General features: G+C 71.5%; 25 protein-coding genes. 8 read left to right on the top strand and 17 right to left on the bottom strand.

Going from position 1 to position 25,173, the window contains the following annotated elements; genetic code table 11:
- Positions 1-82: 82 nt before the first annotated feature.
- The 3 genes from EI169_RS07050 to EI169_RS07040 are packed head-to-tail and all read left to right on the top strand — an operon-like array spanning position 83 to position 3,083.
- Positions 83-1,393, top strand: a complete 1,311-nt coding sequence (locus tag EI169_RS07050; protein WP_240640699.1) for a CBS domain-containing protein — start codon at positions 83-85, stop codon at positions 1,391-1,393.
- Entirely contained in the window at positions 1,393-1,926 is a 534-nt protein-coding gene (locus tag EI169_RS07045; RefSeq protein ID WP_125131701.1) for a DUF1003 domain-containing protein, read from the top strand. Before EI169_RS07050 ends, EI169_RS07045 begins: the two co-directional genes overlap by 1 nt.
- Entirely contained in the window at positions 1,923-3,083 is a 1,161-nt protein-coding gene (locus EI169_RS07040; protein ID WP_240640698.1) for a P-loop NTPase, read from the top strand. The genes EI169_RS07045 and EI169_RS07040 overlap by 4 nt, the downstream gene beginning before the upstream one ends.
- Position 3,084: 1 nt before the next feature.
- Here the strand turns inward: EI169_RS07040 and EI169_RS07035 are convergent, their stop codons facing one another.
- Positions 3,085-3,471 carry a Sec-independent protein translocase TatB gene (locus EI169_RS07035; protein ID WP_125131700.1) on the bottom strand — a complete coding sequence of 129 codons (387 nt, stop codon included), beginning with the start codon at positions 3,469-3,471 and terminating at the stop codon, positions 3,085-3,087.
- Between the two features lie 72 nt (positions 3,472-3,543).
- Here EI169_RS07035 and EI169_RS07030 point away from each other — a divergent pair, with 72 nt between their 5' ends.
- Complete coding sequence (locus EI169_RS07030; protein WP_125131699.1) at positions 3,544-4,182, top strand: class I SAM-dependent methyltransferase; 639 nt, start codon at positions 3,544-3,546, stop codon at positions 4,180-4,182.
- 84 nt (positions 4,183-4,266) lie between these two features.
- Here EI169_RS07030 and EI169_RS07025 read toward each other — a convergent pair whose 3' ends face one another.
- The 3 genes from EI169_RS07025 to dapE all read right to left on the bottom strand — a co-directional run bounded on the left by EI169_RS07025 (position 4,267) and on the right by dapE (position 6,777).
- On the bottom strand, positions 4,267-4,437 hold the full coding sequence (locus EI169_RS07025; protein WP_125131698.1) for a DUF3117 domain-containing protein: 171 nt from the start codon (positions 4,435-4,437) through the stop codon (positions 4,267-4,269).
- Positions 4,438-4,510: 73 nt separating this feature from the next.
- Positions 4,511-5,719 (bottom strand): hypothetical protein, encoded by a 1,209-nt coding sequence (locus EI169_RS07020; protein WP_125131697.1) that lies wholly within the window; start codon positions 5,717-5,719, stop codon positions 4,511-4,513.
- Positions 5,701-6,777: a succinyl-diaminopimelate desuccinylase gene (gene dapE, locus EI169_RS07015; RefSeq protein WP_125131696.1), complete on the bottom strand. Its 1,077-nt coding sequence runs from the start codon at positions 6,775-6,777 to the stop codon at positions 5,701-5,703. Before dapE ends, EI169_RS07020 begins: the two co-directional genes overlap by 19 nt.
- Before the next feature lie 59 nt (positions 6,778-6,836).
- Here dapE and dapD point away from each other — a divergent pair, with 59 nt between their 5' ends.
- Complete coding sequence (gene dapD / locus EI169_RS07010) at positions 6,837-7,793, top strand: 2,3,4,5-tetrahydropyridine-2,6-dicarboxylate N-succinyltransferase (RefSeq protein ID WP_125131695.1); 957 nt, start codon at positions 6,837-6,839, stop codon at positions 7,791-7,793.
- A gap of 9 nt (positions 7,794-7,802) precedes the next feature.
- Here dapD and EI169_RS07005 read toward each other — a convergent pair whose 3' ends face one another.
- Positions 7,803-8,366, bottom strand: a complete 564-nt coding sequence (locus EI169_RS07005; protein ID WP_125131694.1) for a TetR/AcrR family transcriptional regulator — start codon at positions 8,364-8,366, stop codon at positions 7,803-7,805.
- 104 nt (positions 8,367-8,470) lie between these two features.
- On the opposite strand from EI169_RS07005, the gene EI169_RS07000 reads away from it, so the two are divergent.
- Positions 8,471-9,919 carry an MFS transporter gene (locus EI169_RS07000; RefSeq protein ID WP_125131693.1) on the top strand — a complete coding sequence of 483 codons (1,449 nt, stop codon included), beginning with the start codon at positions 8,471-8,473 and terminating at the stop codon, positions 9,917-9,919.
- Between the two features lie 24 nt (positions 9,920-9,943).
- On the opposite strand, the gene ddaH is transcribed toward EI169_RS07000, so the two are convergent.
- The 7 genes from ddaH to EI169_RS06965 form a co-directional block, all read right to left on the bottom strand.
- Positions 9,944-10,714: a dimethylargininase gene (gene ddaH, locus EI169_RS06995; protein WP_125131692.1), complete on the bottom strand. Its 771-nt coding sequence runs from the start codon at positions 10,712-10,714 to the stop codon at positions 9,944-9,946.
- A complete protein-coding gene (locus EI169_RS06990; protein ID WP_125131691.1) occupies positions 10,714-12,012 on the bottom strand; it encodes a citrate synthase in 1,299 nt (432 codons plus the stop codon). Before EI169_RS06990 ends, ddaH begins: the two co-directional genes overlap by 1 nt.
- 196 nt (positions 12,013-12,208) lie before the next feature.
- A complete protein-coding gene (gene dapC / locus EI169_RS06985) occupies positions 12,209-13,321 on the bottom strand; it encodes a succinyldiaminopimelate transaminase (protein WP_125131690.1) in 1,113 nt (370 codons plus the stop codon).
- Positions 13,322-13,331: 10 nt separating this feature from the next.
- Positions 13,332-13,652 carry a ferredoxin gene (gene fdxA, locus EI169_RS06980; protein WP_125131689.1) on the bottom strand — a complete coding sequence of 107 codons (321 nt, stop codon included), beginning with the start codon at positions 13,650-13,652 and terminating at the stop codon, positions 13,332-13,334.
- 10 nt (positions 13,653-13,662) lie between these two features.
- A complete protein-coding gene (locus EI169_RS06975; RefSeq protein WP_240640697.1) occupies positions 13,663-14,076 on the bottom strand; it encodes a histidinol dehydrogenase in 414 nt (137 codons plus the stop codon).
- 26 nt (positions 14,077-14,102) lie between these two features.
- The gene (locus EI169_RS06970) at positions 14,103-14,417 is read right to left on the bottom strand and encodes an AzlD domain-containing protein (protein ID WP_125131688.1); all 315 of its coding nucleotides are present in this window, start codon (positions 14,415-14,417) and stop codon (positions 14,103-14,105) included.
- Complete coding sequence (locus tag EI169_RS06965) at positions 14,414-15,148, bottom strand: AzlC family ABC transporter permease (RefSeq protein WP_125131687.1); 735 nt, start codon at positions 15,146-15,148, stop codon at positions 14,414-14,416. The genes EI169_RS06970 and EI169_RS06965 overlap by 4 nt, the downstream gene beginning before the upstream one ends.
- 65 nt (positions 15,149-15,213) lie before the next feature.
- On the opposite strand from EI169_RS06965, the gene EI169_RS06960 reads away from it, so the two are divergent.
- Complete coding sequence (locus EI169_RS06960) at positions 15,214-15,762, top strand: XRE family transcriptional regulator (RefSeq protein WP_125131686.1); 549 nt, start codon at positions 15,214-15,216, stop codon at positions 15,760-15,762.
- 27 nt (positions 15,763-15,789) lie between these two features.
- On the opposite strand, the gene typA is transcribed toward EI169_RS06960, so the two are convergent.
- Complete coding sequence (gene typA / locus EI169_RS06955) at positions 15,790-17,700, bottom strand: translational GTPase TypA (RefSeq protein WP_125131685.1); 1,911 nt, start codon at positions 17,698-17,700, stop codon at positions 15,790-15,792.
- Between the two features lie 82 nt (positions 17,701-17,782).
- Complete coding sequence (locus tag EI169_RS06950) at positions 17,783-19,651, bottom strand: ABC transporter ATP-binding protein (RefSeq protein ID WP_125131684.1); 1,869 nt, start codon at positions 19,649-19,651, stop codon at positions 17,783-17,785.
- Between the two features lie 32 nt (positions 19,652-19,683).
- Between EI169_RS06950 and EI169_RS06945 the strand changes: the two genes are divergently transcribed.
- Positions 19,684-20,295 carry a PH domain-containing protein gene (locus tag EI169_RS06945; protein ID WP_125131683.1) on the top strand — a complete coding sequence of 204 codons (612 nt, stop codon included), beginning with the start codon at positions 19,684-19,686 and terminating at the stop codon, positions 20,293-20,295.
- Positions 20,296-20,303: 8 nt separating this feature from the next.
- Here EI169_RS06945 and EI169_RS06940 read toward each other — a convergent pair whose 3' ends face one another.
- The 3 genes from EI169_RS06940 to EI169_RS06930 all read right to left on the bottom strand — a co-directional run bounded on the left by EI169_RS06940 (position 20,304) and on the right by EI169_RS06930 (position 25,045).
- Positions 20,304-21,515, bottom strand: a complete 1,212-nt coding sequence (locus EI169_RS06940) for an ABC transporter permease (protein WP_125131682.1) — start codon at positions 21,513-21,515, stop codon at positions 20,304-20,306.
- Positions 21,515-23,032 (bottom strand): ABC transporter permease, encoded by a 1,518-nt coding sequence (locus tag EI169_RS06935; protein WP_125131681.1) that lies wholly within the window; start codon positions 23,030-23,032, stop codon positions 21,515-21,517. The genes EI169_RS06940 and EI169_RS06935 overlap by 1 nt, the downstream gene beginning before the upstream one ends.
- A 180-nt stretch (positions 23,033-23,212) precedes the next feature.
- Positions 23,213-25,045, bottom strand: coding sequence for an ABC transporter family substrate-binding protein (locus tag EI169_RS06930; RefSeq protein ID WP_125131680.1), 1,833 nt, complete (start codon positions 25,043-25,045; stop codon positions 23,213-23,215).
- Positions 25,046-25,173: the final 128 nt, after the last annotated feature.

Below are 25,173 nucleotides of genomic sequence, written 5' to 3'. Positions count from 1 at the left end.
ACGGGCGCCTCGGTGGCCCCTGAGCGCGAGCGCACCGCTGCGCACCCGCTGCGGGCACAGGGGCCGGGACTACGCTGGACGGGTGAGCACGCAGAGGGTATTCGTCGCGCGTCTGGCCGGCTGCGCGGTCTTCGACCCGGCCGGCGACCGGCTGGGCAGGGTGCGCGACGTGGTCGTCATCTACCGCGCCGCCGACCCGCCGCGGGTCGTGGGCCTGGTCGTGGAGATCCCCGGCCGACGGCACGTATTCCTCTCCATCGGACGGGTCACCTCGATCGCCGGCGGCCAGGTCATCACGACCGGCCTCATCAACGTGCGCCGCTTCCAGCAGCGCGGCGGCGAGGTGCGCGTGCTCGCCGAGCTGGTCGGCCGGCGTGTGTTCCTCACCGACGGATCGGGCGAGGCCGTCATCGAGGACGTCGCGATCGAGCGCAACCGCTTGGGCGAGTGGGATGTCGGTCAGCTGTTCCTGCGCCGCCCCAAGACGAGCGCGTCGCCGTTCGCCAAGGGCTCGACGACCTTCGCCGGCTGGCACGACGTGCGCGAGCAGCAGTCCCCCGGACAGGCGCAGTCGGCCGAGCAGCTGGTCGCGACGTATGCCGACCTGAAGCCGGCCGACCTCGCGAACACGCTCCTCGACCTCCCCGAGGAGCGACTGCTGGAGGTCGCCGAGGAGCTGCCCGACGACCGCCTGGCCGACGCGCTCGAGGAGATGCCCGAGGACGAGCAGGTGCACATCCTCGAGCAGCTCGGCGACGAGCGCGCCGCCGACATCCTCGACGCGATGGAGCCCGACGACGCGGCCGACCTGCTCGGCCAGCTCCCCGAGGGCCGGCTCGAGCAGCTCCTGGACCTCATGGAGCCGGAGGAGGCCGATGACGTCCGTGCGCTGCTGAAGTACAGCCCCGACACGGCCGGCGGCCTCATGACGCCCGAGCCCATCGTGCTCTCGGCCGACGCGACGATCGCCGAGGCGCTCGCCCTCATCCGTCGCCACGAGCTGCACCCGGCGCTCGCGGCCTCCGTCTTCGTGACGCTGCCGCCCTATGAGACCCCGACCGGGCGCCTCCTCGGCACCGTCCACTTCCAGCGGATGCTGCGCTATCCGCCGCACGAGCGCCTGGGCGCGATCATCGACGACACGCTCGAGCCGGTGCCCGCGACGGCGTCGGCCGCCGAGGTGGCGCGCCTGCTCGCGAGCTACAACCTCGTCTCGCTCCCGGTGGTGGACTCCGCCCACCGCCTCGTCGGCGCCGTGAGCGTCGATGACATGCTCGACTACCTGCTGCCGGAGGACTGGCGCTCGCACGACGCGGACGATCCCAAACCGCCCACGAGTCCCCGCTCCCTGAACACGGCGAGCATCCCGACGACGATCCCGAGGAGGCGCTGATGGCCCGTACGAACCGCCGCCCGTCCGTCGCCCTCGACGCGCCCCGCGGCCGCGGCGGCATGCGCACGCCGCTGCGCACGCCCCAGCCCTCGCGCGACCGGTTCGGCCGCTTCACCGAGTGGGTCGCCCGCAACATGGGCACCCCGGCGTTCCTCCTGGGGCTCACGCTGTTCTGCGTCGGATGGATCGCGTGGAACACCCTCGCCCCGGAGATCCTGCGCTTCGACTCGCAGGAGTTCGGGTTCACGGTGCTCACTCTCGTGCTCTCCCTCCAGGCCTCCTACGCCGCGCCGCTCATCCTCCTCGCGCAGAACCGTCAGGACGACCGCGACCGCGTGCAGATCGAGCAGGACCGCCAGCGCGCCGAACGCAATCTCGCCGACACCGAGTACCTCGCGCGCGAGATCGTGGCGCTGCGCATGGCGGTGCGCGACCTCACCGATGGCGTGCTCACGAAGGAGACGCTGCGGGGCGAGCTGAAGGCCCTGCTGAAGGAGCTCGACCAGTCCGAGCGCGAGGCGCCGGGCTCGTGAGCTCCGAGGACGACGCGGCGGTCGCGCAGGCCGTCCGCGCGCGCGTCGACGCCGTCACCGACCCGGAGCTGCGCCGGCCCCTCGGCGACCTCGGCATGGTCCGCGACGTGCGCGTCGCGGACGGGGTCGCGCACGTCGAGATCGCGCTCACGATCGTGGGCTGCCCCGCGGCCGACCGCATCGAGCGCGACGTGCGCGCCGCCGCCGCCGACCCTCGCGTGCGCGACGTGCGACTCGAGGTCGGCGTCATGACCCCCGACGAGCGGCACGCGCTGACCGATCGCCTGCGCGGCGGTCGTGCCGCCCGCACGATGCCGTTCGGTCCCGACTCGCTCACCCGGGTGATCGCGGTCACGAGCGGCAAGGGGGGCGTCGGCAAGTCGACCGTCACGGCGAACCTCGCCGTGGCCCTCGCCCGCCGCGGGCTGCGGGTCGGCCTCGTCGACGCCGACGTACACGGCTTCTCGATCCCGGGCCTGCTGGGCCTCGTCGACGCCGACGGGCTCCCGCCCTCCCCCACGCGCATCGACGACCTCATGCTGCCCCCGGTCGCCTACGACGTGAAGACGATCTCGATCGGCATGTTCCTGCGGCGCCCGGGCGCGCAGGCGACCGATGCGGTCGCGTGGCGCGGCCCGATGCTGCACCGCACCGTGCAGCAGTTCCTCACCGACGTGCACTTCGGCGACCTCGACGTGCTCCTGCTGGACATGCCGCCCGGCACCGGCGACGTCGCGATCTCGGTGGGGCAGCTGCTGCCCCACGCCGACGTGCTCGTCGTGACGACGCCGCAGGCCGCCGCATCCGATGTCGCCGTCCGCAGCGGCCGGGTCGCCCGTCAGAGCGGTCAGCGCGTCGTGGGGGTCATCGAGAACATGGCCGCGATGACCCTCCCCGACGGAACGACGCTCGACCTTTTCGGCGCGGGCGGCGGCGCGGCCGTCGCGGCGAGCCTGTCCGCCGGCGACGCACCGGTGCCACTGCTGGGCTCGATCCCGCTCAGCCCGGCGCTGCGCGCGGGCGGCGACACCGGGCTGCCGGTCGTCGTCGCCGACCCCGCGGATGCCGCGGCCGCGGCGATCGACGCGATCGCGGCCGCGCTCGTCGCGGGCGGTCGGGGTCTCGCGGGGCGCGCGCTCCCCGTGCGACCGCGCTGAGTCAGGTCGCCTCGGAGTCGAACGGCGGCTCGTCGCCGGCCCGGAAGGCGGGTGTCACCGGCGGCGGCGCGGCTGCCGTGGCGGCGGCAGCGGCGCCCGCGGCGGCCATCGTGCGCACCGTGGCGGTCGGGGCGTCGTCGAGCAGCGCCTCGCGGATGATGCGGCGCGGGTCGTACTGACGCGGGTCGAGCTTGCGCCAGTCGACTTCGTCGAAGTCGGGTCCCATCTCGTCGCGCATACGCGTGCGCGCGCCCTGCATCATCTCCCGCGCACGGTTCGCGAGCCGCGCGAGCGACTCCGCGTAGCGCGGCAGGCGCTCGGGTCCGATCAGGAGCGCGGCGATCACACCGATCAGCAGAAGCTTCTCGATCGTGATGCCGTTGAACATGGATTCAGGTTACTCGCCGCGCCTGAGCGGGGGCCCGCCGACGCCGACGTAGGGTGAGCGAGGGAGGTCGGGATGAGCGGTTCTGACGCGAATCAGCGGTTCGTGCTCGAGGCGACGGTGGAGCCGGAGCACATCGCCCGTGCGCGCGCCCACGCGCTCGAGATCGGCGCGGACCCCGTGAGCGCGCCCGTCGGCGCGCAGATCGCGGTGCTGGCCGCCGCATCCCGCGCGTTGAACATCGTCGAGATCGGGACGGGGGGCGGCGTGTCGGGGCTGTGGCTGCTGCACGGCTCGCCGCGCGCGACCCTGACGACGATCGACAACGAGCCCGAGCACCTCGGCGTCGCGCGCTCCGCGTTCGCCGACGCCCGCATCCCCGCGGCCCGCGCACGCTTCATCACCGGCCGCGCCGCCGACGTCCTGCCGCGCATGAACGAGGCCTCGTACGACATCGTGCTCGTCGACGCCGACCCCGACGGCGTGATCGAGTACGTCGAGCACGGCCTGCGCCTCGTGCGCGCGGGCGGAACCGTGCTCGTCCCCCGGGTCCTCGCCGGCGGCGCGGTCGCCGACCCGGTGCGCCGCGACTCGCAGACCACCGCCTACCGCTCGCTCATCCAGGAGACCCAGGCCTCCCCCGCTGTCATCGGCGCCCTCTCGACGTCGGGTGAGGGCCTCCTGCAGCTGACGACAGTCACCGAGCCCCGCTGAGCACCGCACTGCGCGCGACGCGCACGCCGCGCAGACGCCGACGGCCGGCCCCGCAGGACCGGCCGTCGTGAGCGTGACGGAGCGTCAGGCGCTGACCACCTCGCCGAGCACGTCGTAGAGCTCCTTCGCCTCGGCGTCGTTCACCGAGACGACCAGGCGGCCGCCGCCCTCGAGAGGAACGCGGACGATGATCAGACGTCCCTCCTTCACGGCCTCCATCGGTCCGTCACCGGTTCGCGGCTTCATGGCTGCCATCGCGGGCTCCCTTTCGTCATAGGTCTTTTTCAGTTTATCGTGCGGCGCACCTGTCTCGGCGCCCGCCCACAGGTCACGGGATCTGCCAGAAGGTCTGCGCGAGCGCGTAGACGTTGTAGATCCACCACCACTGCAGCGTCACGCCCACGACGAGCACAGCCACGCGCCACGCCGTCGAGCGCGGCGCCGCCACGGCGCCGGCGAGCGGGGTGAGCGGCAACAGCAGGCGGAACGTGCTCGACTGCGGGAAGAACACCGCCAGCAGATACAGCAGGTAGCTCGCCGACCACAGCCGCACCTCGACGCCGAGGCGCCGCACATGCCGCTCCCGCAGCAGCACGGCCGCGGTCGCCGCGACGAGCCCCACGAGCGCGATCGGCCCGAGCGCCGAGGGCAGCCCCCACGTGCGGAACCAGAACTGCGAGGCCGTCACGAACCCTTCGAACGGGATGAACCCGCCGTGCGCATCCGGCAGCCAGTTGCGCCGCCAGGCCAGCTCGGTCGCGAGGTAGGCCCCCGGGTCACCCGTGACCACCGCCGCGATCACCTGCCACGCGAACCCCACCACCGTCGCGAGCGCGCCCAGCGCGACGATGTGGACGATCTCCCGCGGCGGGAGCGGCTCGACGCGGCGGCGCCGCAGCCGCCACAGCCCGTAGAGGCCGAGGAACAGCGCGAACGCGAGGATGCCCGGCCGCGTGAACCCCATGACGGGGATCAGGACGTACAGCCACGCGTACCGACGCGCGAGGACGCGCTCGAGCGCGACCAGCAGCAGGAAGAGGAACAGCATCTCGGCGTACCCGACCTGGAAGAGCGCACCGAGCGGTCCGGCGGCGAAGAAGGCGACCGCCCACATCGCCGCCGCGGGGTCCAGGCGCCGGCGCAGCAGCCGATGCAGGGCGAGGCACGCGCCGTAGCCCGCCGCGAGCGAGACGACCACCGCGCCGGCGCCCCACGAGCCGATCACCGCACCCACGGCGGCCGAGAGGTACGGGTACACCGGGAGGAACGCCCACTGGTTCTCGGCGACGGCGCCGGTCGCCGTGAGCGGCAGCGTCGTCGGGTAGCCGTTCACAGCGACGTACCAGTACCACTGCGCGTCCCAGCCGAGCACGAGGGTGCCGAGGTCGGCGTCCGGTCCGAACCGAGACGCCGGGCCGGAGAGGTCGGCGGCCGCGATCAGGAACAGGGTCGTGACGACCCGGGCGGCGACGTAGACCAGCGCGATCGGGACCGGCGCGGGCAGGCGCCGCAGGCGCGTCAGGACGACGTCAGCCACGCGCGCAGCCCGCGCTCGACGGCGTCGATCTGGTGGAGCGGCACGCGCTCCTCGTCGTGGTGGGCGAGGTGCGGATCGCCGGGGCCGTAGTTCACCGCGGGCACGCCCATCGCCGAGAAGCGCGCGACGTCGGTCCAGCCGTACTTGGGGCGCGGGGCCGCTCCGACGGCGGTGACGAACTCCTGGGCGAGCGCCGCGTCGAGCCCCGGACGCGCGCCGGGCGCGATGTCGACGACCTCGACGTCGAAACCCGCGAACACGTCCCGCACGTGGCGCGAGGCCTCGTCGGCGTCGCGACTCGGCGCGAAGCGGTAGTTGACCTCGACGACGCACTCGTCGGGGATGACGTTGCCGGCCACACCGCCCGAGATCCGCACCGCGTTCAGACCCTCGCGATAGACGAGCCCCTCCACCTCGACGTCGCGCGGGCGGTACTCCGCCAGACGCATGAGGATCGGCGCGGCCTTGTGGATCGCGTTCTCGCCGATCCACGCGCGCGCACTGTGCGCGCGCACGCCGCTCGTGCGCACGAGCGCGCGGAGGTTGCCGTTGCATCCGCCCTCGACCTCGCCGTCCGACGGTTCGCCGAGGATCGCGAAGTCGCCCGCGAACAGATCGGGGCGGGTGCGCGAGAGCCGTGTGAGCCCGTTGAGGTCGGCGTCGACCTCCTCGTGGTCGTACCACATCCACGTGATGTCGACGCGGGGATCGGTGAGCTCGACGGCGAGCTTGAGCTGCACCGCGACGCCGGCCTTCATATCCACCGTGCCGCGCCCCCACAGGTACGGCACGCCATCCATCTCGATGTCGCGTGTCGGGACATTGCCGTTGATCGGCACCGTGTCGATGTGCCCCGCGATCACGACACGGCGCTCGCGGCCGAGCTGCGTGCGCGCGACGATCGTGTCGCCGTCACGGAAGACGTCGAGATGCTCCAGCGGCGCCACGATCTCCTCGATCGCGTCGGCGAGCGTCTTCTCCTCGCCCGACACCGACGGGATGTCGCAGATCGCGCGGGTCAGCTCGACGGAGGACTGGGTGGGATCGAGGAGGGGCACGGCACGATCCTACCGGCGGCGGTCGGACGGCCCCGAGGCGAGCCGCTACCGTAGAGGGCATGAGCGACGCGCGATGGGTGTGGGGCTGGGGGCTTCAGACGGTGGCCGAGGACGGCACGGTCCTGGACACGTGGTACCCCGAACCGGCGCCCGGCCGACTGCCGCTCGGCCTCGACCCGGCGCTCCCGCCCGCCGCCCTCGAGCAGCTCGCGGTGCCCGATCCCCGGCGCGCCGTCGACGTCGAGGTCGTCGCCGTCGAGATCGACCTCGACGCGCCGCCGGCCGGCACCGCCGACGCGTATCTGCGGCTGCACGCGCTGTCGCACCGCCTCGTCGCGCCGAACGAGCTCTCCCTCGAGGGCGTCTTCGGCCACCTCCCGAACGTCGCATGGACGACGGCGGGCCCGATGCATCCGGATGCGGCCACGCGCCTCCGACCGACGCTGCTCCGCGAAGGCGTCCAGGTGCAGGGCCTGGACAAGTTCCCGCGCCTGCTCGACTACGTCACGCCCCCGGGCGTGCGCATCGCGGACGCGTCGCGCGTCAGGCTGGGCGCCTACCTCTCCCCCGGCACGACGGTCATGCACGAGGGATTCGTGAACTTCAACGCCGGAACGCTCGGCGCCTCGATGGTCGAGGGCCGCATCTCCCAGGGCGTCGTCGTCGGCGACGGCTCCGACATCGGTGGCGGCGCCTCCATCATGGGGACGCTCTCGGGCGGTGGCACGCACCGCATCTCGATCGGCGCGCGCACACTGCTCGGCGCCAACGCCGGCATCGGCATCTCGCTCGGCGACGACTGCGTGGTCGAGGCGGGGCTGTACGTGACGGCCGGCACGAAGATCGTGCTGCCGGGCGAGCCGCCGCGCGCCGACGGCTCGCCGCCGTCGGTGAAGGGCGCGGCGCTGTCCGGCCGGGACGGACTGCTGTTCCGGCGCAACTCGCTGACGGGCGCCGTGGAGGCCGTGCCGCGCGCGGGCGTGGGCGTCACGCTCAACGAGGCGCTGCACACCTGACCGATCGCGTCAGGCCCGGAGCCCGCGCACCGCGGCGGCGAGGACGCGGTCGCGCTGCGCGTCGTCCTCGTACGTGCTGACGGCGGTCACCCCGGCGATGAGCCGCACCACGTCGCGGATCGTGAGCGCGGGATCGACGTCGCCGCTGTCCTGCGCCCGCACGAGGAGCGGCTCGCCGGCGCCGTACATGATCGCGCGGCATTGCGCGAGCACGTCCGACTCGCGCGTGAGGCCCTCGACGAGGGCTCGCTTCGTGCCGACGTACTGCACGAATCGCGCGAGCCACGCCTCGAGCGCCGCCCACGGCTCGCGGTCGCGCACCTCGTCGGCGGCCTCGACGAGCGCGAGCACCTCGGACACGTAGACCGATTCGATGAGGTCGTCGCGCGTCGGGAAGTTCCGGTACAGCGTGCCGATCCCCACACCCGCGCGCCGCGCGATGTCCTCGAGCGACGCGGACGCGCCGTGCGCGGCGAACGCCTCACGCGCCGCGGCGACGAGCGCGTCGTAGTTGCGCGCGGCGTCGGCGCGACGCGGTCGACGCAGCGTGATGTCGGCGACGGAATCGGACACGGTGAACTCCGGTTGTAAACGGAGGGCGCCTCCGCTAATCTTTAAGCGGAGGCTTCCTCCACTCCCACCATCATACGCGCCGACTCGCGCGTGGGAAGGTCGACATGTCCGTATCCACCCCCTCCGGCATCCGATTCGCCGCGATCGCCGTGAGCGTCGCCTCGATCGCGCTGCTGCAGAACCTCGTCATCCCCGTCATCCCCCTCATCCAGACCGATCTCGGTGCGAGCGCCGACGCGGCCTCGTGGACCATGACCGCGTGGCTGATCGCCGCGGCCGTGGCCACACCCTTGCTCGGCCGGGTCGGCGACCTCGCCGGCCGGCGACGCACGTTCCTCGCCGTCCTCGCCGTCGTCGCACTCGGCGACGTGGTCGCCCTGGTTGCTCCCGACCTCACGACGCTGCTCGTCGGCCGTGTGCTGCAGGGCGTCGGCGGCGCGCTGTTCCCGCTCGCCTTCGGCCTCGTGCGCGACACGCTGCCGCCGCACCGGGTCACCGGCGCGATCGGCGCGACGAGCGCGGTCATCGGCATCGGCGGCGCGGCGGGCAGCGTGCTCGCCGGTCCCCTCGCCGACGCCTTCGGCTGGCGCACGCTGTTCGCGCTGCCCCTCGTCATCGGCGCGCTCGGGTTCGCGGCGACCCGGCTCGTGGTCCCCGCCGCCGGCAGCCGCGCCCGCGGCCGCGTCAACCTCGTGTCGGCCGCGCTGCTGTCGGCGTGGCTCATCGCCCTGCTCGTGCCGCTGAGCTCCGGCAGCCGCTGGGGCTGGGGCGCGCCCCCGACGATCGGACTCTTCGTCGCCGCCGCGGTGCTCCTCGCGGCCTGGGTCGTCGCCGAGCTGCGGGCGGCCGAGCCGCTCGTGGACATCCGGATGCTGCTGGACCGAGCGATCTGGCCGACGAACCTCGCGGGCATCCTCGTCGGGGCCGCCGCCTTCGGGTTCTGGGGCTACCTGCCGCAGTTCCTGCAGGTCGCCGAGACCACCGGCTGGGGGCTCGGCCTGAGCGCCGGAGCCGCCGGGCTCGTCCTGCTGCCCCTCCTCGTCGGCATGAGCGCGGTCGGCTTCGCGACCGGCGCCCTGTCGCGCCTCCTCCCGCTGCGCGCCCTGCTCGGGCTCGGCGCCGGCGCGATGGGCCTCGCGGTGGTGGCAGCCGTCGTCGCGCACGCGCAGGTGTGGCAGCTGGCGGTGGCGGGCGGCGTGTTCGGCGTGGGCATCGGCCTCGCCTACGCCGCATCCGCGAGCATCATCGTCCAGAGCGTGCCGGCCGACCGCGTCGGCGTCGCGACCGGGATGAACGCGAACCTGCGAACCATCGGCTCCGCGATGGGGTCGGCCGTGACCTCCGCGATCGTCTTCGGCCAGGTCGACCGCTCGGGCGCACCGCGCGAGCTCGGATACGACGTGGCATGGATCGTGGTCGCCTCCCTCGCCCTCGCCGCCGCCGTCGTCGTCGGCACGGTGCGCACGGGCCGCCGCTCGTCCGAGACCGCCGAGGCGCGTCGTCGCGAAGAGGGCGCCGCCCGGGAGGCGACGGCTCTCGCCGACGCCGCCTGAGTCACCGCAACCTGTCGGTGCGCGTCAGCGAGCGAGATCGCGGACGCGCACCGACAGGCAGGTGACGCAGCCCTCGAGCTTCTCGAACTCGCTCACCGGCACCGTCACCACGTTCAGCCCGCGCGCACGGAAGAGCTCGGCGGTCGCCGGTGCGTCCGCCGACATCAGCACCGTCCGCGAGTCCAGGACGACGACGGCCGTGCCGTGCTCCTCGGGCACCGGAAGGAAACGGTCGAACACTCCCGGGTCGTCCACGAGCGGCGGGTAGCCGATGACCGTGCCGTCCGGGAGCGCCGTGACGGCGCTCTTCAGGTGGAGCACGCGCGTCACCGGCACGGCGACGACGCTCCAGCCGCGCGGCTCGAGCAGCGCACGCAGCTGATCGACGGCGACGGTGTTCGTGCGCGCCGACAGACCGACGTAGGCGGTGCGCCCGATCTTCAGGACGTCTCCCCCGTCGAGCGTGCCGGGCGCCGTGATCTCCGCCACCGGCAGACCGAGCGTCGCGAGGACGGGCGCGACCGTGGCCGCCTCGCCGCGCCGCGACAGCGCGCCGGCACGGCAGACGACCGCCACGTCGTCGAAGACGACCACCGCATCCTCCACGAACACGCCGTCGGGATGCGCGTCGTCGGCCGGCACAGGCACGACGTCCCAGCCGCGCGCACGGAAGACGTCGACGTACGCCTCCCACTGCGAGCGCGCGAGCGCGGCGTCCACGGGGACGCGCTCGAGGTGGGTGAGCTCGCCGTCGGCCAGGTGCGGCGACGGCTTGCGGACGAGCAGGCGCGGCATCAACCGACGCCGGGGTAGTTCCGCTCCGAGGCGCCGATGTACAGCTGCTGGGGGCGGCCGATCTTGGTCTGCGGGTCGCTCTGCATCTCGCGCCAGTGCGCGAGCCATCCGGGCAGCCGGCCGATCGCGAACAGCACCGTGAACATGCGCGTCGGGAAGCCCATGGCCTTATAGATCACGCCCGTGTAGAAGTCGACGTTCGGGTAGAGACGGCGCTCCTTGAAGTAGTCGTCGTTGAGGGCGATCTCCTCGAGCTGCTTCGCGAGGTCGAGCAGCGGATCGCTCACGCCGAGCGCCTCGAGCACCTCGTCGGCCGACTCCTTCACGAGCTTCGCCCGCGGGTCGTAGTTCTTGTAGACGCGGTGGCCGAAGCCCATGAGCTTGACCCCGTCCTCCTTGTTCTTCACGCGCTCGACGAAGCGCTCGACGCTCTCACCGGAGTCGCGGATGCGACCGAGCATCTCCAGGACCGCCTCGTTGGCGCCGCCGTGCAGCGGACCGTAGAGCGCGTTGATGCCGGCGGAGATGGAAGAGAACTGGTTCGCGCCGGTCGAGCCGACCAGGCGCACGGTCGAGGTCGACGCGTTCTGCTCGTGGTCCTCGTGGAGGATGAGCAGCCGCTCGAGGGCCCGCGACATGACCGGGTTGACCTCGTAGATCTCGCTCAGCACACCGAAGTTGAGCTTCAGGAAGTTGTCGACGAAGCCGAGCGAGTTGTCGGGGTACAGGAACGCCTGGCCGACGCTCTTCTTGTGCGCGTACGCCGCGATGACGGGCAGCTTCGCGAGCATCCGGACGGTGTTCAGCTCGACGTGCTCCGGGTTGTGCGGGTCGGACTCGCGCTCGTAGTAGGTCGAGAGGGCCGCGGTGGCCGCCGACAGCACCGACATGGGGTGCGCCGTGTGCGGCAGCGCGGAGAAGAAGCGCTTGAGGTCCTCGTGCAGGAGGGTGTGGCGCCGGATGCGCTCGTCGAAGGCTGCGAGCTCGTCGGGCGTCGGCAGCTCGCCGTAGATGAGCAGCCACGCCACCTCGAGGTACGTGCTGTTCTTCGCGAGCTGCGCGATCGGGTATCCGCGGTAGCGCAGGATGCCCTGGTCGCCGTCGATGAAGGTGATGGCGGACTTCGTGGAGGCGGTGTTCACGAAGCCGTAGTCGAGCGTCGTGTGGCCGGTCTGGCGCATGAACGACGCGATGTCGACGCTGGGGACGCCGTCGGTGCCCGGGATCACCGGGAATTCGGCGGTGCGGCCGCCGACCGTGAGGGTCGCCGTCTCCTGCTGCGTTCCGCTGTCGCTCACTGCGCCTCCTTGCGATGTCCGATCGCTGCGATCCGTGATCGCTCGCCTGGCGGCCGAAGGCGCGTCCGTACGCGCCGGCCGGCACGTCGACGCGGATAGTGTCCTGTCCCCGTGCCTTTACAGCCTAGTAGGCGGCCAGCGGTATCTCGGACACGGACAAAGGACCTGGGGAGTCGCTGGAGAAGGACGCCAAAGATCAGCCGGCGGTCGCGCGCAGCCGCGCCGCGGCGGCGGCGATGCGCTCGTCCGTCGCGGTCAGCGACAGCCGGATGTGCTGCGGATGGTGCGGACCGTAGAAGTGGCCCGGACCGGCCAGGATGCCGAGATCGGCCAGGCGCGACAGGCTGTCCCACGCGTCACGACCCTCGGTCGCCCACAGGTAGAGACCGGCCTCGCTCTCGTCGATGCGGAAGCCCGCGGCCTCGACGGCGGGCTTGAGCACGGCGCGGCGCGTGCGGTAGCGCTCCTTCTGCGCTGCGACGTGCGCGTCGTCGCCGAGCGCGACGGCCATGGCCGCCTGCACCGGCGCCGGCGGCATGAGGCCCAGGTGACGGCGGGCGGTCAGCACGCGCGACACGATCGCCGGGTCGCCCGCGATGAACGCGGCTCGGTAGCCGGCGAGGTTGGACTGCTTGCTCAGCGAGTACACCGAGAGCAGCCCCGCCGTGTCGCCGTCGGTGACGGCGGGATCGAGCACGCTCGGCACGGCCGCATCCGCCCACGGCCCATCCCAGCCGAGCTCGGCGTAGCACTCGTCGGACGCCAGCACGGCCCCGAGCTCGCGCGCGCGCTCGACGGCGGCACGCAGCTGCGCTCGGTCGAGCACGCGCCCGTCGGGATTGCCGGGCGAGTTGATCCACACCAGCCGCGTGCCGGCCGGCCACTGCGCCGGGTCGTCGACCGCGAGCGGCTCCGCGTCGACCAGCCGCGCGCCGACGTCGTAGGTCGGGTACGCCGCCCGCGGGTGCACGACGAGGTCGCCGGCGCCGAGGCCGAGGAGCAGCGGCAGCAGAGCCACGAGCTCCTTCGAGCCCACGGTCGGCAGCACGTGCGCCGGCGTGAGGCCGGGCACGCCGCGCCGACGCGCGTACCATGCCGCGATCGCCTCGCGCAGCGCCGGGGTGCCCGCGGTCAGCGGGTATGCGTGCGCGTCGGTCGCCGCACGCAGCGCGTCGGCCACGACGCCCGGCGTGGGGTCGACGGGCGAGCCGACGGACAGGTCGACGATCCCGTCGGGATGCCGTCGGGCGCGCTCGGCGTACGGCGCGACCGCGTCCCACGGATAGTCGGCGAGATCGGCGACGCCCATCAGCGCGGGGTCACTCGCCCTGCGGCGGCAGCGCGGCGATGAGCGGGTGGTCCTTCGCGATGACACCGACCTTGGCCGCACCGCCCGGCGAGCCGATGTCGTCGAAGAACTCGACGTTGGCCTTGTAGTAGTCCTGCCACTCGTCGGGCAGGTCGTCCTCGTAGTAGATCGCCTCGACGGGGCACACCGGCTCGCACGCCCCGCAGTCGACGCACTCGTCGGGATGGATGTAGAGCGATCGCTCGCCCTCGTAGATGCAGTCGACCGGGCACTCGTCGATGCAGGCGCGGTCCTTGACGTCCACGCACGGGAGGGCGATCACATACGTCACGCCCTCCAGTCTATGCGCGCGCGCCGCGATCGTCGGTCGCGCGGGGCCGCAGGTCGGGCCACGCCACGACGAGGGCGACGAGGATCGGCACCGCGATGGTCCATGCGACGGGGATCCAGGCCGTCGCATCCGTCGCCGGCGCCACGATGGCCGAGCCGCCGGGGCCGACGTTGCTGAAGACGAAGGTCGCCAGCAGGACGCCGAGGCCGCCCGCGAGCGCCGTCCACCGGTCGCCCGTCAAGGCGCGGAACGCGACGAGCAGCCCGCCCGTGCCGACGATCGCGAGCACGAGGCCCAGCGGCAGGCCGATCACGGTGAAGGCGTGCGCGACGGTCGCGGCCGTGCCGTAGACGGCGCCCACCACGAGGGAGATCGCCCACGTGAGCAGACGGGCCGCGATCAGGCGCAGAGCCGGGGATGTCACCGCGACAGTCTAGGCGCGCGCAGCTGTCAGGCCGCCCAGCCGACCCACCGCAGTCCCGCGGCCACGAGCGCCGCGGCCATCACCACGACCAGGAACGGCGCCCGCAGGGCGAGCAGCCCGCCGGCGACGAGGACGGCGGGGATGCGGGCATCCACCGCCAGCGCCTGCCCCGCGGCCACGGTCTGCACGGCCACGAGCGCGGCCAGGAGCGCGACGGTGAGCAGGTCGGCGATGCGCGCGGGCCGGGGCGCCTCGAGCACCCGCGGCGGGACGGCGTAGCCGACGGCCTTCACCGCGAGGCATACGACCGAGGCGAGGAGCACGGCGGTCCACAGGGTCACGGCAGCCCCTCCCGCTCGGGCACGTCGAGCGCGTCACCTGCTCGCCCGCGAGCGCCGAGGAGGTTCGTCCAGCCGACGACGAGGGCGACCGTCGCCGCAACCACGACGGGAAGCCCCGGCATCAGGGCCGGCGTGAGCACGACCGCGACGACGGCCGCACCGGCGCCCACGGCGATCGCCTGCCGGCCGCGGAGCCTCGGCCACAGCAGCGCGAGGAAGGCCGCGGCCGCGGCCGCGTCCAGGCCGTACCGGCGGGGGTCGCCGAGCAGGTCGCCGACGAGCGCACCGACGAGCGTCGAGAGGTTCCATCCGACGTAGATCGCGACCCCGGTCACCCAGAAGCCGATGCGTCGCGCCCTCGGAGAGGACTGCGCGAGAGACACCGCGGTGGATTCGTCGATCGTGAACGGCGCCGCCAGCAGGCGGCGCCATGGGCCGCCGCCGAGCACCGGCGACATCCGCATCGCGTAGGCGGCGTTGCGCACGCCCAGGAGCGCGGCTGAGGCGATCGCGGCCGGTGCGGCGGCGAGGCCGCCCGCGCCGATCACCCCGACGAACGCGAACTGCGAGCCGCCCGTGAACATGAGCAGGCTCAGCACGCACGTCTGCCACACGTCGAGCCCGGAGGCCGTCGCGAGTGCGCCGAACGAGATGCCGTACGCGCTCGTCGCCAGGGCGACGGCGAGGCCCTGGCGCACCGCCGCACGCGCGGACGGATCGGCGGGGGGCATGCGGCCATCGTCCGCGCGCGCTCCATCGTTTGTCAAGTCGAACGATCGTTCGCCATACTGAACCGATGAGCACGCTGCCTGAGCGCATCGCCGCCGCCCTCCGCAGGGAGCGCGAGCGCGCCGGACTGTCCGCGTCGGAGCTCGCGCGGCGCTCGGGGGTGTCGAAGGCCACCGTGTCGCAGCTCGAGACCGGCCGGGCGAACCCGAGCGTCGAGACGCTGTGGGCGCTCGCCACCGCGATGGGCATCCCGTTCGCCGCACTGGTCGACGAGGGCTCGGCCGCGCCGCGCCTCGTGCGGGCGGATGCGGCGACCGCCGTCGCCGCGGCCGACGCGCCGTATGCGGCCGCCCTGCTGTCGGCGAGCCCGCCGCACGTGCGGCGCGACATCTACCTCATCAGCGCCGAGCCCGGCGCACCGCGCGCGTCCCGCCCGCACGGCGCCGGCACCACGGAGCACGTTGTGCTCATCGCGGGGCGCGCGCGCGTCGGCCCGGAGGACGCGCCGTACGAGCTCGGCCCCGGCGACTACCTCTCCTACCCCGGCGACGCGCCGCACGTGTTCGAGGCGCTCACGCCCGGCACGCGCGCCGTACTCGTCTCCGAGCTGCGCTGACGCGCTGCATCCGGCACGCCCCCGCGCTCAGGCGTTGGCGTCCTGGCGCTTGAGCCGGGCGGTCGCGCGGCCCCGCTCGGTCGCGTCGAGCACGACCTTGCGGATGCGCACCTTCTCGGGCGTCACCTCGACGCACTCGTCCTCGCGCGCGAACTCCAGGCTCTCCTCGAGCGAGAGCTGGCGCGGCGGGGTCATCGACTCGAACGTGTCGGCCGTGGAGGAGCGCATGTTGGTGAGCTTCTTCTCCTTGGTGATGTTGACGTCCATGTCGTCCGCGCGCGAGTTCTCGCCGATGACCATGCCCTCGTAGACCTCGTCGCCCGGCTGCACGAAGAACGACATGCGCTCCTGCAGGGCGATGATCGCGAACGGCGTGACGACGCCCGAGCGGTCGGCGACGATCGAGCCGTTCTGGCGCGTGACGATGTGGCCCGCCCACGGCTCGTAGCCGTGCGAGATCGCGTTGGCGATGCCTGTGCCGCGGGTCGTGGTGAGGAACTCGGTGCGGAACCCGATCAGGCCGCGCGACGGGACGACGAACTCCATCCGCACCCAGCCGGTGCCGTGGTTCGTCATGTTGTCCATGCGGCCCTTGCGGGCGGCGAGCAGCTGCGTGATGGCGCCGAGGTACTCCTCGGGCGCATCGATCGTGAGGTGCTCGAAGGGCTCGTAGGTCTTGCCGTCGATCTTCTTCGTGACCACCTGCGGCTTGCCGACGGTGAGCTCGAAGCCTTCGCGACGCATGTTCTCCACGAGGATCGCCAGCGCCAGCTCGCCGCGGCCCTGCACCTCCCACGCGTCGGGACGACCGATGTCGACGACCTTGAGCGAGACGTTTCCGATGAGCTCGCGGTCGAGACGGTCCTTCACCATGCGCGCGGTGAGCTTGTGCCCCTTCACCTTCCCGACCAGCGGCGACGTGTTCGTGCCGATCGTCATCGAGATGGCGGGGTCGTCGACCGTGATCGCCGGGAGCGGCCGGATGTCCTCGGGGTCGGCGATCGTCTCGCCGATCGTGATGTCGGGGAAGCCCGCGATCGCGACGATGTCGCCGGGGCCGGCGTCCTCCGCCGGATAGCGCTCGAGCGCGCGGGTCTTCAGGAGTTCGGTGATGCGAGCGGTGCTCGTGGAGCCGTCGGAGCGCACCCACGCCACCGTCTGGCCCTTCTTCAGCTTCCCGTTGAACACGCGCAGCAGCGCGAGGCGGCCGAGGAAGGGGCTCGAGTCAAGGTTCGTCACCCACGCCTGCAGCGGCGCGTCGTCGTCGTACCACGGCGCGGGCACGTGCTCGAGGATGGCCTCGAACAGCGGCTCGAGGTCGTCGTTGTCGGGCAGCTCGCCGTTGGCGGGACGGTTGCGCGACGCGGCGCCGGCGCGGCCGGACGCGTAGACGACAGGGACGTCCAGCAGGGCGTCCACGTCGAGGTCTGGCACGTCGTCCTGCAGGTCGGAGGCGAGGCCGAGCAGCAGATCGTGGCTCTCCTCCTCGACCTCAGCGATGCGCGCGTCGGGCCGGTCGGTCTTGTTGACGAGCAGGATGACGGGGAGCTTCGCCTCGAGCGCCTTGCGGAGCACGAAGCGCGTCTGCGGGAGCGGGCCCTCCGAAGCGTCCACGAGCAGCACGACGCCGTCCACCATCGACAGGCCGCGCTCGACCTCGCCGCCGAAATCGGCGTGACCGGGGGTGTCGATGACGTTGATCGTCACCGGCTCGTCGGTGTGGGCACCGTTGTAGGTGATCGCCGTGTTCTTGGCGAGGATCGTGATGCCCTTCTCGCGCTCGAGATCGTTCGAGTCCATCGCACGCTCTTCGACGTGCGCGTGCTCGCCGAACGAGCCGGTCTGCCGGAGCATCGCGTCGACGAGGGTCGTCTTGCCGTGGTCGACGTGCGCGACGATCGCGACGTTGCGGAGGTCCGGGCGGAGGGCGTGCGCCATGAAGGAATCCTTGGTTTCGGGAGTGCGCCCGGAGCCGGGCGCCACCCATTCTACCGGCGGCGCGCCGGCTCCCGGCAGCGGGTCAGCCGCCGATCGCGCTGCTGCCGCCGTCGCGACGCTGGTCGGCGACGGTCGCACCGCCCGCGGCGGGGGTGACCTCGGCATCCGCCGCGCTCGCCTCGTCGGCGCCGCCGGCGAGCACGAGGCGGCGCGCTTCGCGGCGCAGCGCCTGCTCCTCGGGGTCGGGCACCGGCACGGCGGCGATGAGGCGTCGCGTGTACGCCTCGCGCGGGGCGCGGAGGATCTCCTCGCGCGTACCCTGCTCGACGATGTGGCCGCGGTGCATCACGGAGATGCGGTGGGCGAGGATGTCGACGACGGCGAGGTCGTGGCTGACGAACAGGCACGCGAACTGCAGCTTCTCCTGCAGGTCCTGCAGAAGGTCGAGGAAGCGCGCCTGCACCGAGACGTCCAGCGCCGAGGTGGGCTCATCCGCGATGAGCAGCTCGGGCGCGAGGGCGAGGGCGCGCGCGATGCCGACGCGCTGACGCTGGCCGCCGGACAGCTCGTGCGGGAAGCGGTTGCGGTACGAGGCCGGCAGCTCCACCTGCGACAGGAGCGACTCGACGCGGCGATCCAGGTCCTTGCCCTTCGCCTCCCCGGCCAGGAGGATCGGCTCGCCGATCGACTGGCCGATCGGCATGCGGGGGTTCAGCGACGACGCCGGATCCTGGAACACGATGCCGGTGCGGCGACGGATCGGGAACAGGTCCTTCGGCCGGGCGTTCGAGATGTCGACGCCGACGGTGCGGAGGGTCCCCTCCGCGATCGGCAGCAGACCGATCGCGGCACGACCGAGGGTGGTCTTGCCCGAGCCGGACTCCCCCACCAGACCCATGATCTCGCCGGGGTAGATGTCGAGGCTGATGTTCTCCGCGGCCCGGAAGGCGGGGATGCGTCCACGCTTGGGGTACTCGATCGCGACGTCGCGGAAGCTCAGCACGGGCTCGCGCTCGGCGACCCGCTCCGGCTCGCGCTCGGTCACCTCGACGGGCACCTCACCGAGGCCCTCCACCGCGGCGACGAGGTCCTCCGCGTCGGCGACGCCCTGGCCGAGGTGCGGGACGGCGGCGAGGAGCTGCTGCGTGTACGGATGCTGCGGCGCATGGAAGATCGCGTCCACCGAGCCGGATTCGACCACGACGCCGTTCTTCATCACCATGATGCGGTCGGCGAGGTCGGCGACCACGCCCATGTCGTGCGTGATGAGGATGATCGCCGAGTCGAGGCGCTTGTGGAGGTTGCGGAGCAGATCGAGGATCTCCGCCTGGACGGTGACGTCGAGCGCCGTGGTCGGCTCGTCGGCGATCAGCAGCAGCGGGTCGCACGAGATCGACTGCGCGATCATCGCGCGCTGACGCTGGCCGCCCGAGAGCTGGTGGGGGTACTTGTGGAACGTCTGCTCAGGATTGGGCATCTCGACCAGCCGCAGCAGCTCGATCGCCTTCTCCTTCGCCACGGCCGGCGGCATCATCCGGTCGTGCGAGCGCAGCGCCTCGCTGATCTGGAAGCCCACCGTGTAAACGGGGTTCAACGCCGTCATCGGCTCCTGGAAGATCACCGCGATGTCGTTGCCGCGCAGGCTCCGCATCGTCGCGTCGTCGACGCCGCGCAGCTCGCGGCCGAGGAGCTTGATCGAGCCGGTCACGCGCGCGTTGTCGGGCAAGAGGCCCAGCAGCGCCATCGAGCTGGTGCTCTTGCCCGAGCCGGACTCGCCGACGATCGCGAGCACCTCGCCGCGACGCACGACGTAGCTCATGTCGATCGCGGCCGGGTAGAACTGCCCGTCGACCCAGAACTCCACGCCGAGGTTCGAGACCTCGAGGATCGTCTCGGGCAGCTGGTCGTGCTCGCGCGCGATCGTCGGGTCGATATCGGTGGTGTCAGTCATGTGAGGTTCCCATCCCTGAGAAGCTTGAGGTCGTGGCGTTCCAAGAGGTGACCTTCCGGCCCATCCCCAGTCGGGTTCTCGCTGTCGTGACCATCGGTGTGTGCGCCGTCGGTGTCGGCGTCATGGTGTGGCAGGACCCGTCGTCCGCGCTGCGATACGCGTGGGCCCTGGTCTTCGTCGGATTCGCGGCCTGGGCGCTGTTCTGGCGCCCGCGCCTGGCCGTGCAGGAGCACGGCGTCACGGTCGTGAACGTGCTGCGCACGACGTTCGTGTCGTGGCCGGCGATCCAGCGCGTCGACACGCGCTATGCCCTGACGCTGTTCACGACGAACGGCCGCGTGCCCGTGTGGGTCAGCCCCGCGCCGGGCCGCCATCGCGCGTTCGGGCTCGCCCGCGCCGACTTCGACGGAGTCGCCGAGTCGGCCGCCGGCGAGCACGGGAGCCTGCGCCCGAGCGACGCCCTGTCGACCACGTCGGGCGGGCTCGCGCACGTCATCCGCTCCCACTGGGAGCAGCTGCGCGACGCGGGCCTGTTCGACAGCGGCGTGGAGCCCGGGGCGACCCGCACGACGTGGCACGTCGCGACCATCGCGACGCTGGCGGTGCTGGCCGCCGCGACGCTCGCGGGTCTGCTCGTCCCGTAGCAACACTGCTACCGCTCCGGATCGAGCGGCTCATGCCGCCGGTCGCCGGGCTCCTCGGGACGCGGGTCGTGGTAGTTGGTGACGTCGCCCGTGAAGGCGGCCTCTCCCCCGACCGTGACCGTCGACGCGCGCGGCTCCGTCTCGGCGCCCGCCTCCGCGAGGGCCACCGGCACCGGTCCGCCCCCGCGGCCCGCACGACGCATCGCGCGCTCGCTCGGCATCTTCTTCTGACGCGGGTCGAACGCGTCGCGCAGGCCGTCGCCGATGAAGTTGACGCACAGCGCGATCGCGATGATGAAGATGCCGGGCCACCAGAACAGCCACGGACGCGTCGAGAACGCCGCCTGGTTGTCGGACACGATCTTCCCGAGCGAGGTGTCGGGGTTCACGACGCCGAAGCCGAGGTAGCTCAGCGCGGACTCCAGAAGAATCGCACCGGCCATCAGCAGCGTCGCGTTCACGACGATGACGCCGACGGCGTTGGGCAGGATGTGCCGGAAGATGATCCGGCGGTCCCGCGCGCCCGACACCCGCGCCGCATCCACGAACTCGCGCTCGCGCAGCGAGAGGAACTCGCCGCGCACGAGCCGCGCCATGGCGGTCCACGCGAAGAGTCCGATCACGACACCCAGCACCGCCGCACCCAGCGAGCCGAGCGCGTTGCCGAGCACCGCGCCGATGACGATGAGCGGGATGGTGATGACGATGTCCGTGAAGCGCATGAGGACCGCATCCACGCTCTTGCGGTAGTAGCCCGAGAGCGCGCCGATCACGACGCCGATGATCGTGGCGACGACGCCGGCGATCACCATCACCATGAGCGACTGCTGCGCGCCGCGCATGACGACCGCGAAGATGTCGCGGCCGACCTCGTCCTGGCCGAACGGGTGGTCGCCGAAGCGGATGCCCGCGCCGCCGAGGAACTCGGGGATGAGGCTGAGGGTCGGCACGCCGTTGTTGACCTTCGGCGGGATCTGGTCCCAGCTGTACGGCCACCAGCCCGTGATGCGCAGTCCCCACAGGTTCACACCCACGGACGAGAAGGACAGCACGACGATGAACGCCAGCACGATCATGCCGACGACCGCGCCACGGTGGCGGAAGAACCGCCGGCGGACGATCTGTCCCTGGCTGAGGCCTTCGGTCTCCTTCTGCTCGATGGAGACCTCGGCCTGTGCGAGCGCCTCGCGCTCGTCGGTGGGGTTTTCAGTCGTGGTCATCAGGACACCTTGATCCGGGGGTCGAGCGCCGCGTACAGCAGGTCGGCGATCAGGTTGAACAGCACCGCGAGGGCGCCGGTGACGACGAAGAACGCCATGACGGGGTTCAGGTCGGCCACGCGCAAGCCGTCGACGAACAGGCGTCCCATGCCCGTCCAGCCGAAGACCGTCTCGGTGACGACCGCGCCGCCGACGATCGCGCCCACGTCGAACGCGATGATCGTCGTGATGGGGATGAGCGCGTTGCGGAACGCGTGGCGCACGATCACCGTGCGCTGCGTGAGGCCCTTCGCGCGCGCGGTGCGGATGTAGTCCTGGTTCAGCACCTCGAGCAGGCTCGCGCGCGAGTACCGCGTGTAGCTGGCGAACGAGATCAGGATGATCGCGATCGTCGGCAGGATCAGGTGCGTGTAGAGGTCGATGCCCTGCACCCAGAAGTTGCCGCCGAGGCCGGGCGTCTGCGCGCCCACCGTGGCGATCGGACGCCCGCGCACACGCGACGAGTTCGCGTAGGCCGCCCAGTACGACATGTACTTGTCGAGCGCGATGAGGCCCGCCACGAGCACGCCGGTGAAGATGGCCGAGCGGATGACGGGACCCCGGTCGGCGCCGCCGAACGCGAAGCCGATCGCGCCGCTGACGAGCACCGTCAGCACCGCGAGGCCGAGGAACAGCGGCAGCTCGATGCCGTTGAGGAAGAACGACACGGCGGGGTAGTACAGCGCGATGCCCAGCACCGCGGTCGCGAGCGCCGCATACAGCGCGCGGCGGTTCTTCAGGCCCGCGACGATGGCGGTGATGCCGAACGCCAGTCCGATCGCGAGGATCGCCAGCACGACGATGCCGATGCTCGGGTCGGCGAACCAGCGCGTGGCCGAGAGCACGCCGAGCACGGCGCCGGTCGCGACCGCCGAGACGCCCAGGACGATCAGGCGGCGCTTCCACGAGCCGCCGATGATCGACATCCACAGCAGGCCGGCCACGACGGAGATCAGCAGCAGGGCCGGCAGCGGGATCACCGGATCGTCGAGCCAGTCGTTGATCTGGATCGCGCCGTACTGCTTGAGCAGCACCGCGACCCAGAAGATCGGCAGCGAGAAGAACAGGAAGGCGACGAGCGTCACCGAGTAGTCGAAGCCGCTGTACTGGCGCAAGGCCGAGACGATGCCGACGATGAGACCCAGGATGATCGCGAGCACCGTCGCGATCGTGACCAGCGTCAGCGTCGACGTGATCGCGTTCTGGAGGAGGGCGTTGACGGGCTGGTTCTGGACGCTGATGCCGAAGTTGCCCTGGAAGAGCCGTCCCAGCCACAGGAAGTAGCGCAGGAACGGCGGGATGTCGAGATCGAGGAGTTTGATGCGCGCATCGATGAGCGCCTGCTTGTTCGGGGAGTTGCTCTGTTTGAGGTCCTCGAGGGGGTCACCTGAGTACGCCGTGAGGATGTACATCAGGTACGTGGCGGCAAAGAGCACGAAGATCGATGCGATCAGCCGCCGAACGATGAATGAAGCCATGGGTAGGCTGCCTGCCAATCGGTTCGGGTCAGCAAGATGCGCTGCCGCGGGTTCTGCCCACGGCAGCGCATCCGACTGAGAAAGTGTACGCGCGGTCTCGAGGAGCGTTCTCTCCCCGTTCCCAGCGGCGGCGCCGGCAGGACCCGGAGGACCCGCCGACGCCACCGTCAGCGTGAGCGATTACTCGCTGCCGCCCGCGACCTTCCAATCCCAGGCGTTCCAGAAGATGGTCGGCGCGAGGATCGACGGGTCGACACCCTCGACCCGGTCGCTCGTGGCCGTCACGTTCGGGAACTGGAAGATGGTCACGCCGTAACCGTCCTCCCACAGGATCTTGTCCGCCTCCTGCTGCAGAGCGATCTGCTTGTCGGCGTCGAACTCCTTCGAGATCTCCTCGCTGATCTCATCGATCCGCGAGTTCGAGTAGAAGTTCAGGTTGTTGATGCCGCCGGTCTGGAACGTGGCCGTCCAGTCGGTGACGCCGAGGCTCGTCGACTGCCATCCGAACAGCGATGCGTCGTACGCGCCCGGCGTGCCCAGCAGACCGCTCCACTCGGTGGAGCCGCAGTCGGTCACGTTGAAGCCGGCCTGCGCGGCGGACTGCTGGATGAGGGAGAACTCGTTGACACGACGCGGGTTGTTGCTCGCGTACAGGAGGCACACCGACGTGTCGGTGACGCCCGACTGGGCCAGCAGCTGCTTCGCGCCCTCGATGTCCGGCTCGGCATACGCGGACGAGCCGTTGTCGGCGACGGAGTCGTCGTAGCCCTCGGCGCCCGGCACGAAGATCTGCGAGTCGCGCAGGGTCGCGTCGTCGCCGATGATCGGCTTGATGAGCGTGTCGAGGATCTCCTGACGCGGGATGGTCTTCAGGAACGCCTGACGGACCTCCGGCTTCGAGAAGATGTTCTCGGGGTTCTTGCCGTTGTTGAACTGCAGGTCGACGTGCTCGTACGTGCCCTCGAGGCCGGTGTCGACGGTGATGCCGTCGATGCCGTTGAGCGCCGTGGTGATGTCAGCGGTCGCCTGCGGGGAGATGATGTCCACCTCGCCGTTCTGGAGCGCCTGGACGGCGGCCAGCGGGTCGGGGATGAACCGGATGGTGATCTCCTCGACGTTCGGCTTGTTGTCGCCGTTGTACTCGGGGTTCGCCGTGAGGGTCACGTACTGGTCGGCGACGAAGTCGGAGATCATGTACGGGCCGCTCGCGGTGACGAGGTCCTTGTCCTCGGGCATCGCGGTGAAGTTGAAGCCCGAGTTCCAGAACGCCGAGAGCGAAGCCAGCGCGGCCTGGTCCTTGTTGTCGATCGCGTCGATGACCGCCTTCTTGGCGTCCTCGGCGTTGTCGATGTTGAGGGCCTTCTCCGCGACGATGTGCGCCGGCAGGGGCGACGCGAACGCGAGCTCCCAGTCGACGTACGGCGAGTCGTAGGTCATCGTGATCGAGCGACCGTCGTCGCCGATCTCCGGCGTCTGCGAGACGAGGCCGAAGCGCGTGCCGGGGACGGCGCCGGAGTCGAAGTAGACGACGTCCTTCGGGAACGCGTCGGTGAACTCGCCCGTCTCGGGGTCGGTGAACTCCGCCGGGTCGAAGTCGGGGGTGTCGAGCGCGCGCGAGAGCGCGGCCCAGTTCAGGAGGAGGTCGGCCGCGTCGACGGGGGTGCCGTCCGACCACTTGACGCCGTCCTTGACCGTGTAGGTCACGGTGAGCGGGTCTTCGCTGACCACTTCGTACGAGCCGAAGGAGGTGTCCTTCACGAGCTCGGGCGTGTTGTTGTAGTAGTTGAATCCGCCCAGCACCAGGTAGTTGATGTTGTTGTTGGCGGTGGCGTTTCCATACGACGTGTTGCCGTTCATGGAGTAGAACGCCTGGTTCCACGCGGCCGTGATCGAGGAGCCCTCGACGAGACCCGAGTCGTCGTTGTTGCCGCCGCCGGCGGCCGAACAACCCGAGATCGCGAGTGCACCCACCGCGGTCAGAGCGACCGCGGCCGAGATGCGCGTTGCTTTCACTGATTCCTCCTGTGCAGGGGTTATGCGCCCGCCCAGCAGGGATCACCCGTCCGGGGGGGCGCGGTTAGGGAAACGATAAGTATCCGTTCAGGGTTGGTCAAAACCCCTGGGGGAAACGTTACATACCC

The organism is Microbacterium sp. 10M-3C3, assembly GCF_003931875.1.
Lineage (GTDB): Bacteria > Actinomycetota > Actinomycetes > Actinomycetales > Microbacteriaceae > Microbacterium.
The sequence above is the reverse complement of the archived record's forward strand: the minus strand, read 5'-3'. Positions and strand labels throughout refer to the sequence as shown.

What these genes read in the sequence shown, in the direction of transcription:
- EI169_RS07045 (WP_125131701.1), top strand. Translation starts at nt 1,393, where the DNA reads ATGGCCCGTACGAACCGCCGCCCGTCCGTCGCCCTCGACGCGCCCCGC.
- EI169_RS07035 (WP_125131700.1), bottom strand. Translation starts at nt 3,471, where the DNA reads ATGTTCAACGGCATCACGATCGAGAAGCTTCTGCTGATCGGTGTGATC.
- EI169_RS07030 (WP_125131699.1), top strand. Translation starts at nt 3,544, where the DNA reads ATGAGCGGTTCTGACGCGAATCAGCGGTTCGTGCTCGAGGCGACGGTG.
- EI169_RS07025 (WP_125131698.1), bottom strand. Translation starts at nt 4,437, where the DNA reads ATGGCAGCCATGAAGCCGCGAACCGGTGACGGACCGATGGAGGCCGTG.
- dapD (WP_125131695.1), top strand. Translation starts at nt 6,837, where the DNA reads ATGAGCGACGCGCGATGGGTGTGGGGCTGGGGGCTTCAGACGGTGGCC.
- EI169_RS07000 (WP_125131693.1), top strand. Translation starts at nt 8,471, where the DNA reads ATGTCCGTATCCACCCCCTCCGGCATCCGATTCGCCGCGATCGCCGTG.
- ddaH (WP_125131692.1), bottom strand. Translation starts at nt 10,714, where the DNA reads ATGCCGCGCCTGCTCGTCCGCAAGCCGTCGCCGCACCTGGCCGACGGC.
- dapC (WP_125131690.1), bottom strand. Translation starts at nt 13,321, where the DNA reads ATGGGCGTCGCCGATCTCGCCGACTATCCGTGGGACGCGGTCGCGCCG.
- EI169_RS06965 (WP_125131687.1), bottom strand. Translation starts at nt 15,148, where the DNA reads ATGCCCCCCGCCGATCCGTCCGCGCGTGCGGCGGTGCGCCAGGGCCTC.
- EI169_RS06960 (WP_125131686.1), top strand. Translation starts at nt 15,214, where the DNA reads ATGAGCACGCTGCCTGAGCGCATCGCCGCCGCCCTCCGCAGGGAGCGC.
- typA (WP_125131685.1), bottom strand. Translation starts at nt 17,700, where the DNA reads ATGGCGCACGCCCTCCGCCCGGACCTCCGCAACGTCGCGATCGTCGCG.
- EI169_RS06950 (WP_125131684.1), bottom strand. Translation starts at nt 19,651, where the DNA reads ATGACTGACACCACCGATATCGACCCGACGATCGCGCGCGAGCACGAC.
- EI169_RS06940 (WP_125131682.1), bottom strand. Translation starts at nt 21,515, where the DNA reads ATGACCACGACTGAAAACCCCACCGACGAGCGCGAGGCGCTCGCACAG.
- EI169_RS06935 (WP_125131681.1), bottom strand. Translation starts at nt 23,032, where the DNA reads ATGGCTTCATTCATCGTTCGGCGGCTGATCGCATCGATCTTCGTGCTC.